This window comes from Colwellia sp. BRX8-7 (assembly GCF_014077275.1).
GTDB lineage: Bacteria > Pseudomonadota > Gammaproteobacteria > Enterobacterales > Alteromonadaceae > Colwellia_A.
The window spans coordinates 35,582-49,328 of the sequence record NZ_JACGVP010000017.1; the positions used below are offsets into that span (position 1 = coordinate 35,582).

Here is a 13,747-nt window from a genome sequence, read left to right on the forward strand (position 1 = left end):
TCAGCCCCAGCTTATTGGCTGGGGTCAAATTATTACTCAGTAGCATTTTAACAATAGTTAACCATTACAAAGAGTTGTTGAATAAAACAACCTTAATTATTAGAGACCTTTAATGATTTATCTCGTGATACCTACGCTGATTTGGGCTTTTTCTTTTGGTCTTATAGGCAACGCGCTCAAAGGTCTTGACCCACTTCAAATAGCAGATACCCGACTATTATTTGCGCTGATTGCTTTTCTGCCCTTTATAAAAATAGCTAACACCAACCGGCAGGAAAAATGGCAACTGATACTGCTTGGCGCACTGCAATACGGTGTTATGTATACCTGTTATCTTTCCGCTTTTCGTTATATACCATCACATTTAGTCGCGCTATTTAGCGTGTTTACGCCACTTTATATCGTTATTATCAACGATCTTCGACAGCGCTGTTTTACACCTTGGTATTTAGTGGCGACACTACTGTCCGTTTTTGGTGCCGCGGTTATAAAAATAGACAATATAGACTCAAGCGAAATTTGGTTAGGGTTTTGCTTGATGCAAATAGCCAATATGGCTTTTGCTTTTGGCCAAGTTTATTATCGTGATTGGAAACAAGACAGACCGCATATCAGTGATAGCTCTGTATTTGGTTTTTTATACCTAGGTGCGGCGATTTTTACTAGCATAGCGACACTGTTAATTTCTTCGCAGCCTCCTATTCCTTTAGACGCAACACCAACGCAGTGGTTGGTTTTAGTTTATATGGGCTTTATTGCTTCCGGGCTTGGTTTCTTCTTTTGGAATAAAGGCGCAACTCAAACCAGTGTCGGGGTATTAGCCACGTTTAACAATGCGGTTGTGCCACTGGCTATGTTTGCCTCCTTGTTTATTTTTGGTGAAGCCAAGGGCGGCTCACCAGAAGAACTTGTCAGGCTTGCCATCGGATCACTATTGATTGTAACAGCGCTATTTATTGCACAACGAAAAGAAATACCTTGATTATAATTCGCTTAGTTTTCAGTTGTTTTAGGCGGCTTCATTATCGGTTGTAGCTTATTAGCAATTGTTGCTTGGGGGGGTAATTGAAATATTCAATTAGATTACCTATTGCGCAAAGCTATATCAGTCCTACAAGAGGCTACGATAGTTACCATATCACTGTTACCCATTTATATTGAGATCAGTTGGGTTGGGTTTGTATTGGTTCAACGTGGCAAGGGTTATTGGTACAAGTAGCGGTTGTAGGTTTTTAATGGCTTACTATTATCAAATTATCAAAATAAATTAAAACATCGTACTAGCACTTTTAAAGAGTAATGTGCGGTTATATTGTGCAATATAGCGCATTCATTCACTGCTTTGTTTGTTATATAGTTATCACTATAAAATAAGAACTTGAAATTTTAGGGCTATAGCGTAAATTACTCAGTATAAAATACCAATTTGGTATTCATCCTAAGAGATCAGCCTAATAGAACAGCAGCATGGGTAAAAAATATCTCAAGTTAAGAAATAGTAGGTAGTTAAAGTGGAACAAGATTTTAAATCAATTATTGAGAAAATAGGTGAAGATTCAAGCCGTGAGGGTTTAGTTGATACGCCAAAACGCGCAGCCAAAGCATTGAAATTTCTAACGCAGGGTTATGAACAAGATTTAGACACCGTTATCAATGGTGCCTTATTCAGTTCAGATTTTGATTCAATGGTAGTGGTTAACAACATTGAATTATATTCGTTATGTGAACACCACATGTTACCTTTTACTGGCCTGTGCCATATAGGTTATATCCCCAACGGCAAAGTATTAGGCTTATCTAAACTGGCCCGTATTGTTGATATGTTCGCCCGTCGTTTGCAAATTCAAGAGAATTTAACTCAAGAAATTGCTCATGCAATTATGGATGTTACGGGGGCAAAAGGTGTTGGCGTTGTTATGTCAGCATCACATTTATGTATGCGTATGCGCGGAGTTGAGAAGCAAAACTCTGAAATGAAAACCTCATGTATGCTCGGCTCATTTTTGAAATGCAAAGATACTCGCGCTGAATTTTTACAGTTGATTAGAAATTAATGGACAGTACCGCGTGGGTATTAGTAACGGGTGGAGCAAAACGCATCGGCGCGTTCATCAATCAAGAATTTGCCAAAAGCGGCAAGAATATTGTGCTGCATTACAATCAATCTGAAAAAGCCGCATTAGCTTTAAAAGTTCAGTTAGAAACATTTAATATCAGGGTTGTCTTATGGCAAGCAAATTTAGATGAGCCTGCAACCCTTGAACAACGCTTTGAAGTACTACTCACGCAGGTTCCTCATATTGAATTGTTGATAAATAATGCCTCAGTGTTTGAACAAGCCTCATTGCTTGAATCAACGTTGGGGCAAATTCAAAGTAACCTTAATATTCACCTTACCAGTCCATGGTTACTCATTCAGGCACTAGTAAAACAGAATAAACCATGCCAAATTATTAATATTTCAGATGCAAATTTGTCACATCGTTACACCAGTAAATCGGCTTATTTCATCTCAAAGAAAGCCCAAGAAATATTAACAGAATTGGCGGCTATAGAATGTGCACCCAATGTGCGCGTTAATGCGGTAGCTCCGGGATTTGTCTTAGAGGCTATAGGAGCCGATAATACTGAGATTACATCGAAAATAACTAGCCAAATAGATAGTAAAGACATCAATATTTTACAACGTAAAATACCGTTAGCTGACTTATATTCAGCCATTGAATTTTTATCAAAAAATCATTCGATTACGGGACAAACATTACAAATAGACGGAGGGAGTCACTTAAAATGTCCACCATATATGTTGAAAAACTAGAGGTTTATACCATTCTTGGCATCACAGAAGAAGAGCGCAAGAACAAACAAAAACTCGTTATCGATTATTGGATTGACACGGACATATCTAAGGCGATGTTATCTGATAAAATAGAAGATTGCGTTAACTATCGAACGATTAATAAAGAAATCTTAGCGGTAGTACTAGACTCCAGTTATAACACCATAGAACGATTGTTGGGCATACTACTAGACTTGATCCTCTCGTTTGACGGCGTATTATATGCGAAGTTAAAAGTGGCAAAACCAGAAGCCTTACGTTATGCAAAAAGTGTCTCAATCACTGCGGAACGTTTTGCTTAATGCCGTTTTACATTGTTGGTGTTGGCTCAAACATTGATGCTGAAACATATATTCAGCAAGCCTTTGAGCAACTTGAAAAAATTGACAGACAGGTAAAAATTGCAACATTACTACGCACCAAACCAGTAGGTTTTACCGAACAGGCAGACTTTATCAATACTGCCTTTTCATTTACTTGTACCCTTAATGCCACAGACTTGAAAGCCTATCTAAAAAAGATAGAAACACAATTGGGGCGAGTACGAACCAACAACAAAAATGGCCCGCGCACCATTGATTTAGATATAGTCAAAATAGACGGCAATATAGTTGATGACGGTTACTACAAATACGGCTTTGTTAAAAAATCAGTGGACGAGCTGGTATTAAAGCAGACAATAAAAAGATAAATAATCTCAGTAAAATATCAATAAATTGTGTTTTTCATCATTAGCTAAGGGTATTGGCGAAGGAAAGTGTATGAACTTAACTCGGATTTAACGGTGGGAACAAGCCTTTCCATTGTAAGCGTCTTGGCAATGTCGTCTAGCTCTGTTTAAAGTTCCAAGCGAGTAAGTGCTCTAGGCTCACAGGTTTTTTAGAGAATTCATCCAGAGATGTTTGTAAATAGTTATCGACCAACAAGCCATTGGCTTTCGCTGTTTATACCGAAAGAAAAACTATGCCGAACACATGCTATTCAATTTCATAAATGTGCTGGTATTACGTAAGCACCTTATAAACCGCATTATTCCCCCCACCAATAACATTCACTTATGATCACTTTAATTATTTAAGGAGATCATCATGCGACGAACACCACAGCAGTGGCTTACACTTTTTAAAATCCAAAATGAAATCCATTTATCAGTAAAACAATTTTGCCTTGAACAAGGTATATCAACTTTAAACTTTTACAAAAATAAAGCAGCATCATCTGCAACCTCAATAGCTCCAACTGTGATGATATCACCATTTTCTCAAGTTCACCTGGCTATGCCTGAGCTGAAAAAAACCAACCCCCTACGTGATATTAAGAACTGGGATCATATTGAAGAAGTTTATCTCAATCCTGAAAAGGGACAATCAGAGATAAAAGAAAGTAAGGTGGCATAAATTTAAACTTAGGCGACAACTAGCTTGAAAAACACCGACCTCCGTTGTAGCTTCAAAGAAGACATTATAGGTTGGATTACAAAGCAAACCCATGCCACATGGATACATAAATAATTATAAATTTACAGCTAACATTGCTGTTATATGTATTCCTGAAGCTGACTTAAATATTCATAGCCAAGATTTAAATTTGTAAAGGAAACTTCCCGTTATAATTACTATTTCAATCCAAGAAATCTAAATTGATTTTGAACAATTGAATTAGCTCTCTGGTTTGTTTTTATCTATTTGGTAGCTTAAATTTTTGTACCTGCTTTATAAGATGAGGAGAAATTCTGTGTATTGGTCACGTTTTATCCGCAGCCCTAGTTCAACAGCTGTTCCTGCCATTCTCCATACGATTGAAGTATTACGATCCTGACAAATTGTATGGTTTCCTTGTCCTTTCATTCTTAAAATAGCTTGGGAGCCATCAATCCCCATACCAGTTAACAAAATACCAATGACCATCCCCACTAGCTTTCCTAACAGAGTCAAATAACACTTTAACGGACGGTCTAAAACCATTGACGGGGCTGACCTCCTAATATGACAGATGTAGCCATTTGCTGGGATTTGTACAACGACCATATGACCGTTATCTGGCGCAACATATAGAATCCCTCGTACTAAAGGTTAAGCATTCCTAGGAACTTGGACTTGAGCTGAAACTAATCCATCAAGCTTTCCTGCAAACTGCTTCGCAAGGTTTTTTCCTATATGCTGTGTCATTACTATAGGCTGAAAATATCAGCCGCCGATATACGACATTTCCACTTTTTTGTTGCTTGCCGTTTCTTCTGTGCGAAGTTGTGAATAGCGATCCTCACGCTGGTTCCAAATCAGCCCTATGGCATTGGTAATTTGCGTATCGCTCTTACCTGAACGCATAAGTGCGCGTAGATCATGGCCCGACTGCGCGAATAGGCAAGTATACAATTTTCCATCAGTTGAAAGTCGGGTGCGTGTGCAGGTAGAACAGAAGGCTTGCGTTACACTGGATATAACCCCAATTTCGCCGCTACCATCCGCATAATGCCAACGTTGGGCAACTTCACCATTGTAGTTGGACTGTGCTTCGACAAGCGGCATATCAGTGTTGATCATACGTACAATCTCAGCTGAAGAAATAACATCCTTCATGCGCCAACCATTAGATGAACCCACATCCATGAATTCGATAAAGCGGACAATATGTCCACTGCCTTTGAAATGTCGCGCCATGGCAACGACATCTTGATCATTGACCCCCTTCTTAACCACCATGTTAATTTTAATGGCGCTAAAACCAGCGCCGTGTGCCGCATCGATCCCCTTTAATACATCAGCCACAGGGAAGTTGACGTCATTCATAGCCCGGAATGTCACCTCATCAAGAGAGTCGAGAGAAACGGTAATCCGCTTCAAGCCAGCGGCCTTAAGCGCTTTTACTTTCTTGGGTAATAACGTGGCGTTGGTAGTAAGCGCTATATCAAGTGGCTTGTCGTCTGGTGTTTTTAAGGTGGCCAGCATTTCAACCAACACCTCGAGGTTTTTACGCAGTAGGGGCTCGCCACCCGTAAGACGAATTTTTGTAACACCGTGTGCAACGAACAGTCGCGCCATACGTGTGATCTCATCGAAACTCAACAATTCGGATTGTGGCAAGTATTGGTAGCCTTTTCCGAAGACTTCCTTGGGCATACAATAAGTACAACGGAAGTTACAACGGTCGGTTACTGAAATGCGTAGATCGCCCAAGAGCCTTCCGCGTGTATCTGATATCTGGCCATTAGGGGCAGCAGCGTACGCTGGGATCAGCGGTACTTGGCCACCGGAAAGCAGGTCAATAGTAGGGATTATGTTTATGCTCATTGGGCACTCGATATGGATAAATTGATTACTAAGCGATAAGTCATGACGAGCAGCTATAATGCGATAATCCACCGGTCTCAAAGAATTCAAGCGGTTTCAGTCGATAGTATTTTTTTTCCACATCAATTGATTGCTCGGCATATGGCTGCGTCATGACTTCCTGCAACTCTCGCACTAGAGAGTAGTTCCCTATGCTCGCTTGCTGATACGCAGGCACAACAAACCACTCTCGCAAATTATATTTTGGATTGACGAGTTTCATCTGCCTAGAAAGCTCACCTGGAGAACGAGCACTATTTACTTCGGTAGTGCTGGGGTCGGTCGTACTGGCGTTAAGAGATTTCCATGTTGTGAGCCACGCTGACCAGCGATTGTCCATCCCTTCGGGGTCTGCATTATACGTCGCCTTTTTGTAGAAGCTTTTTTTGAGTGGGCCAATATCGCCAGGCACCGTTGATAGTTCTCGGAAGAAAATGGTGTAATCAACCGCAGTTTGCGCCATCAGTGTTTCGAGTTCGCGCAATAATTCCGCGTTAAATGTATGCAGCCCAAGTTTTTCAGTCCACATTTTTTCCATTTTTGTCTGCATCACCGTTACAAAACCCGTACGAATTTCGTCGAGCTGCTTGGTAGCATCCTGATGCGATGCCACGAGTGGCTGCAACGCTGTGCAAAACATGTTGAAATTTCGTTCCGCTGCCATAGGCTGATTCAGAAACGAAAAGTGATGACCGCCTCCTGTCCATGGTTGATATTGCGGGTTGAACACATCGCAAAACCCGAAGGGGCCGTAGTCAAGGGTAAAGCCTCCGGCCGCGCAGTTGTCACTGTTGAAGTTGCCTTGACAATAACCGACACGGATCCAGTTGGCTACCAGTGACGTCAAGCGGTTGCGAAACTCGCGCGCAAGCAGTACCACTTTTTCAGCCGTGGAAAGTGTATTATCGATGACGTTACTGTACTCACGATCGATCAAGTGCAGTGCAATCATCTCAAGCTCTGCCATTGCTTGTGGGTGTTCCTGCTTGCGAACACGGCGACTGAACAGCTCTAGCTGCCCCACCCGAATAAACGACGGTGCGACGCGAGTAGAAATAGCGACCGCCTCAGATATAAGCCTATCGGGATCCTGTGATCGTGAGCCTTCAGAGTACCACGGCCGGTTAACCTGTTCTGTTTTCGACACGTATAAGCTCAGCGACCGCGACGAGGCTACTCCAAGTGCGTGCATGTGTTCTTGTGCTAAAAACTCGCGCACACTTGAGCGCAGAACGGCGCGACCATCAGCGCCACGGCAGTATGGTGTACGTCCTCCGCCTTTTAGTTGCATTTCCCAGCGTTGACCGTTAATGACAGCCTCAAGCACAGACATTGCGCGACCGTCTCCGTAGCCGTTACCGGTCTGGAAGGGGCACTGTTGATAGTATTCGCGACCGTAAATAGACAATGCATAGCCCGTAGCCCAACCAACCTTGCGCAGCGGTGCTGGAACCTCTGTTAGGTCGCCAGAGAACAGTTGAATGAAGTCAGCCGACTGCGCCATACTGTCGGAAAAACCGAGTTCACGGAAAAAGGTTTTACTGTGAGTAACGTACTCAGGGTCTTGGATAGCGGTCGGCTTGATGGGAACATAGTGCCCAGTAAATACTTGTCGCGGACTATGGTCTACGCCATTTTCTGTCGCATCAGGATCGCAGTTGAGCGTATCCATGAGCGAGTAGTTTGCCAGTTTGGCGAGATCGCTTAGCGTAACTATGGTTGGAGTCGTTTGCTGGGGCAGTCGATTTGTCATAGAGCCTCCTAATGACTTGGGTAGAATGGTTGTTTTTCCGCTGAGTAGTTCGTCGTATCGACAACCTCCTCGATTTTTGGAGCGATCTTTTTCAGTATGACTTCGAGTCCCTGTCGCAGTGTTACCTGAGAAGATGCACATCCCTGGCAGCCACCGCTGATACTGATGTAAAGTGTTCCTTGGATGATTTCTTCTATCGATATCTTGCCGCCGTGGTTAGCAATCGACGTAAAACACATTGGTCACATACTCGATATAAAACCGCGCGGCTGTGAGCGGATCATCCTTCGCCTGTGCGGCTTCCTCTAGAGTCATAGGAATAATATTAAGTGCATACACTTGATCTGACTTCCAGTTTGACACTGCGTTATAAATCAGCCAATGCCGCGCGATACGATGTAATCTATTGAATCTGGCGTCGAGCACTCGAACTCGATAATGGTCAGCGTCTACATGACCAGTATGCCACTCGCTCTCGTCCTCAATCTCGACGATAGCCTCGGGAAATGCCAAACTCAAACATTCTAACAAGGTATCGTATGTAGTTTTCATTGTAATTTTTCCTGCATGTTTTTCTCGTTTTTTAGGCCCTATATACCCAAGCCACATGAAGATGCAATGGACCTCTACTATTATTTTTCAACAAAAGCTCTTTCAACAACGTAGTCGCCTTGTATTCCTTTTTTAGGACTTTCCTTGAAGCCTTTTTCATCTAGAATGGCACAGGTATCTTTTAACATTGAAGGACTACCGCACAACATCACACGATCAAACTCTGGGTCAAGTTTAGCTATACCAAGGTCAAGAGATAACTTTCCCGTTCGTAATAAATCAGTTATTCGTCCTTGATTTTTATAAGGTTCTCGTGTAACACATGGATAATAAATGAGCTGTTCAGTAATCATTTCACCCAGATATTCGTGATTAGGCAGATCTTCAGTAAGTATGTTTTTATATGCCAATTCATTTGCATATCTTACGCCATGGAACAATATAACCTTTTCAAAACGTTCATAAGTTTCAGGATCTTTGATAATACTTAAAAATGGAGCTAGCCCTGTGCCAGTGCCTATTAACAATAAATTTCGACCATCGCGTAAATCATCAATAACCACGGTTCCGGTTGGTTTACTGCCGATAATAACTTCATCACCAATCGTTAAATGTTGTAATTTAGAGGTGAAAGCACCGCCTTCAACTTTAATGCTGAAAAATTCCAAATAATCTTCATGGTTTGCACTAGCGATGCTATAAGCGCGTAAGATCGGCCTAGCATCATCTTGCGCTAAGCCAATAATGATATATTCCCCATTTCTAAAGCGGAGTCCTTGGCTGCGTGTGGTCTTAAAAGAAAACAGGCTATCATTCCAGTGAACAACATCGATGACTTTTTCGGGATTAAATTTCTTATTCATGTTTTATCCTATACAGTTTTATTATTTTATTTCTTTACCCGAGGCTTGAAGATCTGCATGGTAACTTGAACGTACCAAAGGGCCACAGGCAGCATGAGTAAAACCAAGCCTTTTAGCGATAATACCCAGCTCATCAAACTCTTCTGGAGGTACATAGCGTTTAACCGCAAGATGATGCTTACTCGGTTGCATGTATTGCCCTAACGTTAGCATCTCTACACTATGTTCACGCAAGTCGTTTAAAACGGCGGCAATTTCATCATTCGTCTCGCCAAGCCCCATCATTAATCCTGATTTTGTTGCGACCTGTGGGTGCATGGCTTTAAAACGACTTAACAACTCCAATGAATTTTTATAACTTGCCCCTGGACGAACTTCACGATACATATGTGGTGCAGTCTCTAGGTTATGATTAAACACATCGGGCGGTGCCTCACTTAAAATATCGAGTGCTCGGTCTACTCGACCTTTAAAGTCAGGCACCAGAATTTCAATTTTTATATGAGGTACTTCTTTACGTATGGCTTTAATACAGTCGACAAAATGCTGAGCACCGCCATCGCGAAGATCATCCCTGTCGACCGAAGTGATCACCACATACTTTAATTTCATGTCACGTATTGTTGCGGCTAACTTTTCTGGCTCTTCTGCACTCACTGGTAAAGGTCTACCATGCGCGACATCACAAAATGGACAGCGGCGAGTACAAATAGCACCCAAGATCATAAACGTTGCTGTGCCGTGGTTAAAACATTCGTGTAAATTAGGACATGACGCTTCTTCACACACTGAGTTCAGATTATGCTTACGCATCGCTTGTTTAATTTCTGTTACCTTTGCGGTGTTACTCGGTATCTTTATTTTTAACCAACTAGGTTTTTTTAAGGTGGTTGCTTTTTCACTCGCAATAATTTTTACTGGAATAAAAGCCAACTTATCCGCATCACGAAGTTTTTCGCCAGCGACCAATAGTGATTGTTTAATGTTACTCATGATAGTAATTGACCTTGAGGCCAAAAAGTGACCTCCTACGTTTATAAGATACGGTATTGATTACGCTGTTGGCAGCTGTGTTTCTAGGTTATCAATTGCGTGGACAGGCGCATTATTTTCAGACATTAAAGGCGCAATGGCTGAGAGTACCAACTTATGTTTAGCTAACATGCTTTTGCCCTCAAATTTTGCTGTGACGACACAAAGGCTGAAACTGCATCTTCAAGTGGAACGGGTCTAGTGCTCGCTTTAGTCTGCTTTGTAGCAGCACTTTTCACGGCTGCTGAAATAATGACTTTTAACTCGCCATTTTGATTGAGTTCGCTGATAATATCGCCGTCGCCAATCAACTGACCATTAGCCCAAACTTGAGGGAAAATTGGCCAATCTCCGTAGACGGGTAATGCTGCTCGAATTTCTGGATTAGCTAATATATCCACAGAAACAAAATTTTCACTGCAAGCAATTAAGGCTTTTACGGCGATAGCAGAAAACCCGCACAGAGGTCGATCTGACGTACCCTTCATAAAAATGACAACGGCATTATTATTGATGTGTTCTTCAATTTCTTTCATGATATCGATGTATCACTCCTCGTAACCTTTATTATTAACTTATTAACTTATTAACTTATTAACTTATTGATATATTGGTTAATTTAGTTTTAATTGAAATGTGTTTCAACTATATTGCTTGGCGATGTGTAATATTTTTTTAACCATGGCACGTAAACCATTACCACGCATCGAACTTAAATGACTGAATAAATCAATGTCAGTAAAGAAGGCGTCGATATTAAAATCGGTTACTGCTTGAGGGGTTCTTTTATTAAAGGCACTGAGGACAATTGCCGCTAATCCTTTAACAATTTGAGCTTCGCTATCGACAGCCATCAACAACATATTATTTATTTCATCATATTCGCATGCTAGCCATACCTGACTTTGACAGCCAACGATAAGATTTTCGTCTATTCGATAGGATACGGGTACGGTAGGAAGCTCTTTGCCAAGGTCGATGATATAACGGTAACGATCCTCCCAATCATCAAAGAAAATTAGTGTGTCTTTGATGTCTCCCGACTTGATTTCACTACCAAAAGGACTTTCTGATAAGCTGACAATAGATAATTTAGTCATCAGAATAATCCCAGCTCTAATTGTGCCTCTTCCGTCATCATTTCACGACTCCATGGCGGGTCAAGTACTAAAATCACGTTTACCGTATCGACATTAGGCACTAGCCCAACTTTATATTTTACATCCTCGACCAATACGGGTCCCATACCACAAGCTGGCGCGGTTAATGTCATAGTAATGACGACGGTATGACCGGCTATTTTACAGCCATAGATCAAACCTAAATCAACAATGTTGACCGGCATTTCTGGATCGTAAACAGCAGATATCGCCTTCCAGACATTACTTTCCAGCACGGTTTTATTACCAGACTTAGTCCCTGACTGATCATCCGAGTCATCGCCTGATTTCTCTTCTGACAACTCAAAGACCAAGACAATAGGTTCAAAGCCGAGCGCATCACCATCAGTACCGTCAACGCGTGCCATATTACCGTTAATCAGTACGGTATATGCTCCGCCTAATGATTGGGTTAGAGTGACGAAGGTATCTTTTTTAATGGTGATAGGAGTTCCGTCGGGCACTAATCGTGCGGGACATTCTCTGTTCACTAAAATTATTTTTCTTTCCATAATATGCTTCTGTATGCTTAAGTATTTATTAACGACTCATCAGTATTCTTTAATTTTTTTGAGTGCATAATTAGACTGAAAAGCTTTCACCACAACCACATTCTGCTGAGCTATTCGGATTAATAAACTTAATCACTTTGTTCAATCCCTCAGTGACACAATCAATTTCAGTACCATTAACAAAGGGTAAGGCTTCTTGAGTGATGTAGAGTTTTAATTCATCGTCATTAATGGTGACTAAATGTTCTTCCGTGCTGGGTTTGTCAATAAAATCCAACACATATTTAAAACCATTGCAGCCACTTTTCGTTACTGAAAAACACAATCCAACTGCCTGCTTGTTTTTTATTTTTTGAGACAAAAAAATACGAGCACTATCACTTAAAGACACACGTGGCTTATTTGGTTCAAACGTCATTACAGTCATAATATTACCCTTGTTAATGTCAATTTTTCGTTAAAGGAATGTTCTCACTTTAGTCAATGCTGCAAATAACTTTGCCACTTCTTCTTCGGTGTTATACATAGAAAATGATGCGCGTACTGTGCCCGAAATGCCCAGTTCATTCATTAACGGCATAGTACAATGATGACCCGTTCGAACAGCAATACCTTGTTGATTGAGCAAAGTACCTACATCACTTGGATGCGCATCACCCATGAGAAAAGAAAAAATAGCCGTCTTATTTTCTGCCGTGCCGTAAATACGAATATCATCCATACTATTGGCTAACTCTGAGCAATAATTAGTTAATCGCTGTTCGTGTGCTATAGCGCCAACTCGGTCAATGCTGTTTACATAATCGATGGCTGCTGCGAGTCCTATTGCACCCGCAATATTCGGTGTGCCAGCTTCAAATTTATAGGGTAATTCATTCCAAGTTGCCTGTTGAAATGTGACCGTTTTTATCATCTCTCCGCCGGTTTGAAACGGGGGTAATTGCTCTAAATGAGCTTCTTTGCCATACAACACACCGATCCCCGTAGGGCCAAATAACTTATGCCCTGAGAAGACGTAAAAATCACAATTCAGGTCTTGGACATCAACAAAACCATGTCCAATGGCTTGTGCGCCATCTATCACCGTTATAGCATTAACTTGCTGTGCAGATTGCACGATTTCTTTAACCTGATTTATCGTACCAAGCGTGTTGGAGACATGTGTCATAGCAACAACCGCGGTATTTTTATTGAGTAACGTCTTATAAATTGAAAAATTCAGCTCTCCTTTTTCATTTATCGGCACTACCACAAGTTTGGCACCGCTTCGCTTTGCTGCCACTTGCCAAGGCACAATGTTGGCATGGTGCTCCATTGCTGAAATAATAATTTCATCACCTGGTTTTAAAAAGCTTTGCGCTAATCCACTGGCAATTGTATTGATCGCTTCTGTTGTGCCTCTTGTCCACACTATTTCATGAGCATGTTTTGCATGAATAAAATCTTGCACTTTACTACGTGCATTTTCAAACAGCTCAGTAGCATTATCACTCAGCGTGTGAGCACCTCTATGCACATTAGCGTTATTCATACTATAAAATTGGCTGATAGCATCGATGACAATCTGTGGTTTTTGAGTGGTTGCCGCGTTATCCAAATAGATTAAAGGTTTACCTTTAACCTTTTGATCTAATATGGGGAAATCTTGCCGAATTTTTGCAATATTAAACGTGTTGTCTTGCTCAACTGCATCTATAGAAGACATCG

The 13,747-nt window shown here is 41.3% G+C and carries 19 protein-coding genes; 6 read left to right on the forward strand and 13 right to left on the reverse strand.

Annotated elements, in window-relative coordinates:
- The first annotated feature begins 112 nt into the window (after positions 1–112).
- From H4J57_RS15860 to H4J57_RS15885, 6 genes are all read left to right on the forward strand, one after another.
- The gene (locus H4J57_RS15860; RefSeq protein ID WP_182243564.1) at positions 113–982 is read left to right on the forward strand and encodes an EamA family transporter; all 870 of its coding nucleotides are present in this window, start codon (positions 113–115) and stop codon (positions 980–982) included.
- A gap of 529 nt (positions 983–1,511) precedes the next feature.
- A complete protein-coding gene (gene folE, locus H4J57_RS15865; RefSeq protein WP_182243565.1) occupies positions 1,512–2,054 on the forward strand; it encodes a GTP cyclohydrolase I FolE in 543 nt (180 codons plus the stop codon).
- A complete protein-coding gene (locus tag H4J57_RS15870; protein ID WP_182243566.1) occupies positions 2,054–2,818 on the forward strand; it encodes an SDR family NAD(P)-dependent oxidoreductase in 765 nt (254 codons plus the stop codon). Before folE ends, H4J57_RS15870 begins: the two co-directional genes overlap by 1 nt.
- Complete coding sequence (locus H4J57_RS15875; protein ID WP_182243567.1) at positions 2,791–3,141, forward strand: dihydroneopterin aldolase; 351 nt, start codon at positions 2,791–2,793, stop codon at positions 3,139–3,141. Before H4J57_RS15870 ends, H4J57_RS15875 begins: the two co-directional genes overlap by 28 nt.
- A complete protein-coding gene (gene folK / locus H4J57_RS15880; RefSeq protein WP_182243568.1) occupies positions 3,141–3,530 on the forward strand; it encodes a 2-amino-4-hydroxy-6-hydroxymethyldihydropteridine diphosphokinase in 390 nt (129 codons plus the stop codon). Before H4J57_RS15875 ends, folK begins: the two co-directional genes overlap by 1 nt.
- A gap of 397 nt (positions 3,531–3,927) precedes the next feature.
- Positions 3,928–4,236, forward strand: a complete 309-nt coding sequence (locus tag H4J57_RS15885) for a hypothetical protein (protein WP_182243569.1) — start codon at positions 3,928–3,930, stop codon at positions 4,234–4,236.
- 315 nt (positions 4,237–4,551) lie between these two features.
- Here H4J57_RS15885 and H4J57_RS15890 read toward each other — a convergent pair whose 3' ends face one another.
- The 13 genes from H4J57_RS15890 to H4J57_RS15950 form a co-directional block, all read right to left on the reverse strand.
- Positions 4,552–4,896, reverse strand: coding sequence for a chemotaxis protein CheB (locus tag H4J57_RS15890; protein WP_310733728.1), 345 nt, complete (start codon positions 4,894–4,896; stop codon positions 4,552–4,554).
- 129 nt (positions 4,897–5,025) lie between these two features.
- Positions 5,026–6,129, reverse strand: coding sequence for a GTP 3',8-cyclase MoaA (gene moaA, locus H4J57_RS15895; protein ID WP_182243571.1), 1,104 nt, complete (start codon positions 6,127–6,129; stop codon positions 5,026–5,028).
- A 40-nt stretch (positions 6,130–6,169) separates the two neighbouring features.
- Positions 6,170–7,921, reverse strand: a complete 1,752-nt coding sequence (locus tag H4J57_RS15900; RefSeq protein WP_182243572.1) for a YdiU family protein — start codon at positions 7,919–7,921, stop codon at positions 6,170–6,172.
- An 8-nt stretch (positions 7,922–7,929) separates the two neighbouring features.
- On the reverse strand, positions 7,930–8,160 hold the full coding sequence (locus H4J57_RS15905; RefSeq protein ID WP_259366876.1) for a NifU family protein: 231 nt from the start codon (positions 8,158–8,160) through the stop codon (positions 7,930–7,932).
- On the reverse strand, positions 8,138–8,473 hold the full coding sequence (locus H4J57_RS15910; RefSeq protein WP_182243573.1) for a BolA/IbaG family iron-sulfur metabolism protein: 336 nt from the start codon (positions 8,471–8,473) through the stop codon (positions 8,138–8,140). The genes H4J57_RS15905 and H4J57_RS15910 overlap by 23 nt, the downstream gene beginning before the upstream one ends.
- A gap of 80 nt (positions 8,474–8,553) precedes the next feature.
- Positions 8,554–9,336, reverse strand: coding sequence for a ferredoxin--NADP reductase (locus H4J57_RS15915; protein ID WP_182243574.1), 783 nt, complete (start codon positions 9,334–9,336; stop codon positions 8,554–8,556).
- A gap of 21 nt (positions 9,337–9,357) precedes the next feature.
- On the reverse strand, positions 9,358–10,329 hold the full coding sequence (gene lipA, locus H4J57_RS15920; RefSeq protein WP_182243575.1) for a lipoyl synthase: 972 nt from the start codon (positions 10,327–10,329) through the stop codon (positions 9,358–9,360).
- Positions 10,330–10,389: 60 nt separating this feature from the next.
- Positions 10,390–10,500 (reverse strand): hypothetical protein, encoded by a 111-nt coding sequence (locus H4J57_RS15925; RefSeq protein WP_182243576.1) that lies wholly within the window; start codon positions 10,498–10,500, stop codon positions 10,390–10,392.
- Positions 10,494–10,904 carry a glutaredoxin domain-containing protein gene (locus H4J57_RS15930; protein WP_182243577.1) on the reverse strand — a complete coding sequence of 137 codons (411 nt, stop codon included), beginning with the start codon at positions 10,902–10,904 and terminating at the stop codon, positions 10,494–10,496. The genes H4J57_RS15925 and H4J57_RS15930 overlap by 7 nt, the downstream gene beginning before the upstream one ends.
- Positions 10,905–11,009: 105 nt before the next feature.
- The gene (locus H4J57_RS15935; RefSeq protein ID WP_182243578.1) at positions 11,010–11,468 is read right to left on the reverse strand and encodes a SufE family protein; all 459 of its coding nucleotides are present in this window, start codon (positions 11,466–11,468) and stop codon (positions 11,010–11,012) included.
- The gene (gene sufT / locus H4J57_RS15940) at positions 11,468–12,040 is read right to left on the reverse strand and encodes a putative Fe-S cluster assembly protein SufT (protein ID WP_182243579.1); all 573 of its coding nucleotides are present in this window, start codon (positions 12,038–12,040) and stop codon (positions 11,468–11,470) included. Before sufT ends, H4J57_RS15935 begins: the two co-directional genes overlap by 1 nt.
- Before the next feature lie 70 nt (positions 12,041–12,110).
- Positions 12,111–12,467 carry an iron-sulfur cluster assembly accessory protein gene (locus H4J57_RS15945; RefSeq protein WP_182243580.1) on the reverse strand — a complete coding sequence of 119 codons (357 nt, stop codon included), beginning with the start codon at positions 12,465–12,467 and terminating at the stop codon, positions 12,111–12,113.
- A 30-nt stretch (positions 12,468–12,497) separates the two neighbouring features.
- A complete protein-coding gene (locus H4J57_RS15950) occupies positions 12,498–13,745 on the reverse strand; it encodes an aminotransferase class V-fold PLP-dependent enzyme (RefSeq protein WP_182243581.1) in 1,248 nt (415 codons plus the stop codon).
- Between the last annotated feature and the right edge of the window lie 2 nt (positions 13,746–13,747).

Coding starts and splice junctions, on each gene's coding strand:
- H4J57_RS15860 (WP_182243564.1), top strand. CDS start 113: ATGATTTATCTCGTGATACCTACGCTGATTTGGGCTTTTTCTTTTGGT.
- H4J57_RS15870 (WP_182243566.1), top strand. CDS start 2,054: ATGGACAGTACCGCGTGGGTATTAGTAACGGGTGGAGCAAAACGCATC.
- H4J57_RS15875 (WP_182243567.1), top strand. CDS start 2,791: ATGTCCACCATATATGTTGAAAAACTAGAGGTTTATACCATTCTTGGC.
- folK (WP_182243568.1), top strand. CDS start 3,141: ATGCCGTTTTACATTGTTGGTGTTGGCTCAAACATTGATGCTGAAACA.
- H4J57_RS15885 (WP_182243569.1), top strand. CDS start 3,928: ATGCGACGAACACCACAGCAGTGGCTTACACTTTTTAAAATCCAAAAT.
- moaA (WP_182243571.1), bottom strand. CDS start 6,129: ATGAGCATAAACATAATCCCTACTATTGACCTGCTTTCCGGTGGCCAA.
- H4J57_RS15900 (WP_182243572.1), bottom strand. CDS start 7,921: ATGACAAATCGACTGCCCCAGCAAACGACTCCAACCATAGTTACGCTA.
- H4J57_RS15905 (WP_259366876.1), bottom strand. CDS start 8,160: ATGTGTTTTACGTCGATTGCTAACCACGGCGGCAAGATATCGATAGAA.
- H4J57_RS15910 (WP_182243573.1), bottom strand. CDS start 8,473: ATGAAAACTACATACGATACCTTGTTAGAATGTTTGAGTTTGGCATTT.
- H4J57_RS15915 (WP_182243574.1), bottom strand. CDS start 9,336: ATGAATAAGAAATTTAATCCCGAAAAAGTCATCGATGTTGTTCACTGG.
- lipA (WP_182243575.1), bottom strand. CDS start 10,329: ATGAGTAACATTAAACAATCACTATTGGTCGCTGGCGAAAAACTTCGT.
- H4J57_RS15925 (WP_182243576.1), bottom strand. CDS start 10,500: ATGTTAGCTAAACATAAGTTGGTACTCTCAGCCATTGCGCCTTTAATG.
- H4J57_RS15930 (WP_182243577.1), bottom strand. CDS start 10,904: ATGAAAGAAATTGAAGAACACATCAATAATAATGCCGTTGTCATTTTT.
- H4J57_RS15935 (WP_182243578.1), bottom strand. CDS start 11,468: ATGACTAAATTATCTATTGTCAGCTTATCAGAAAGTCCTTTTGGTAGT.
- sufT (WP_182243579.1), bottom strand. CDS start 12,040: ATGGAAAGAAAAATAATTTTAGTGAACAGAGAATGTCCCGCACGATTA.
- H4J57_RS15945 (WP_182243580.1), bottom strand. CDS start 12,467: ATGACTGTAATGACGTTTGAACCAAATAAGCCACGTGTGTCTTTAAGT.
- H4J57_RS15950 (WP_182243581.1), bottom strand. CDS start 13,745: ATGTCTTCTATAGATGCAGTTGAGCAAGACAACACGTTTAATATTGCA.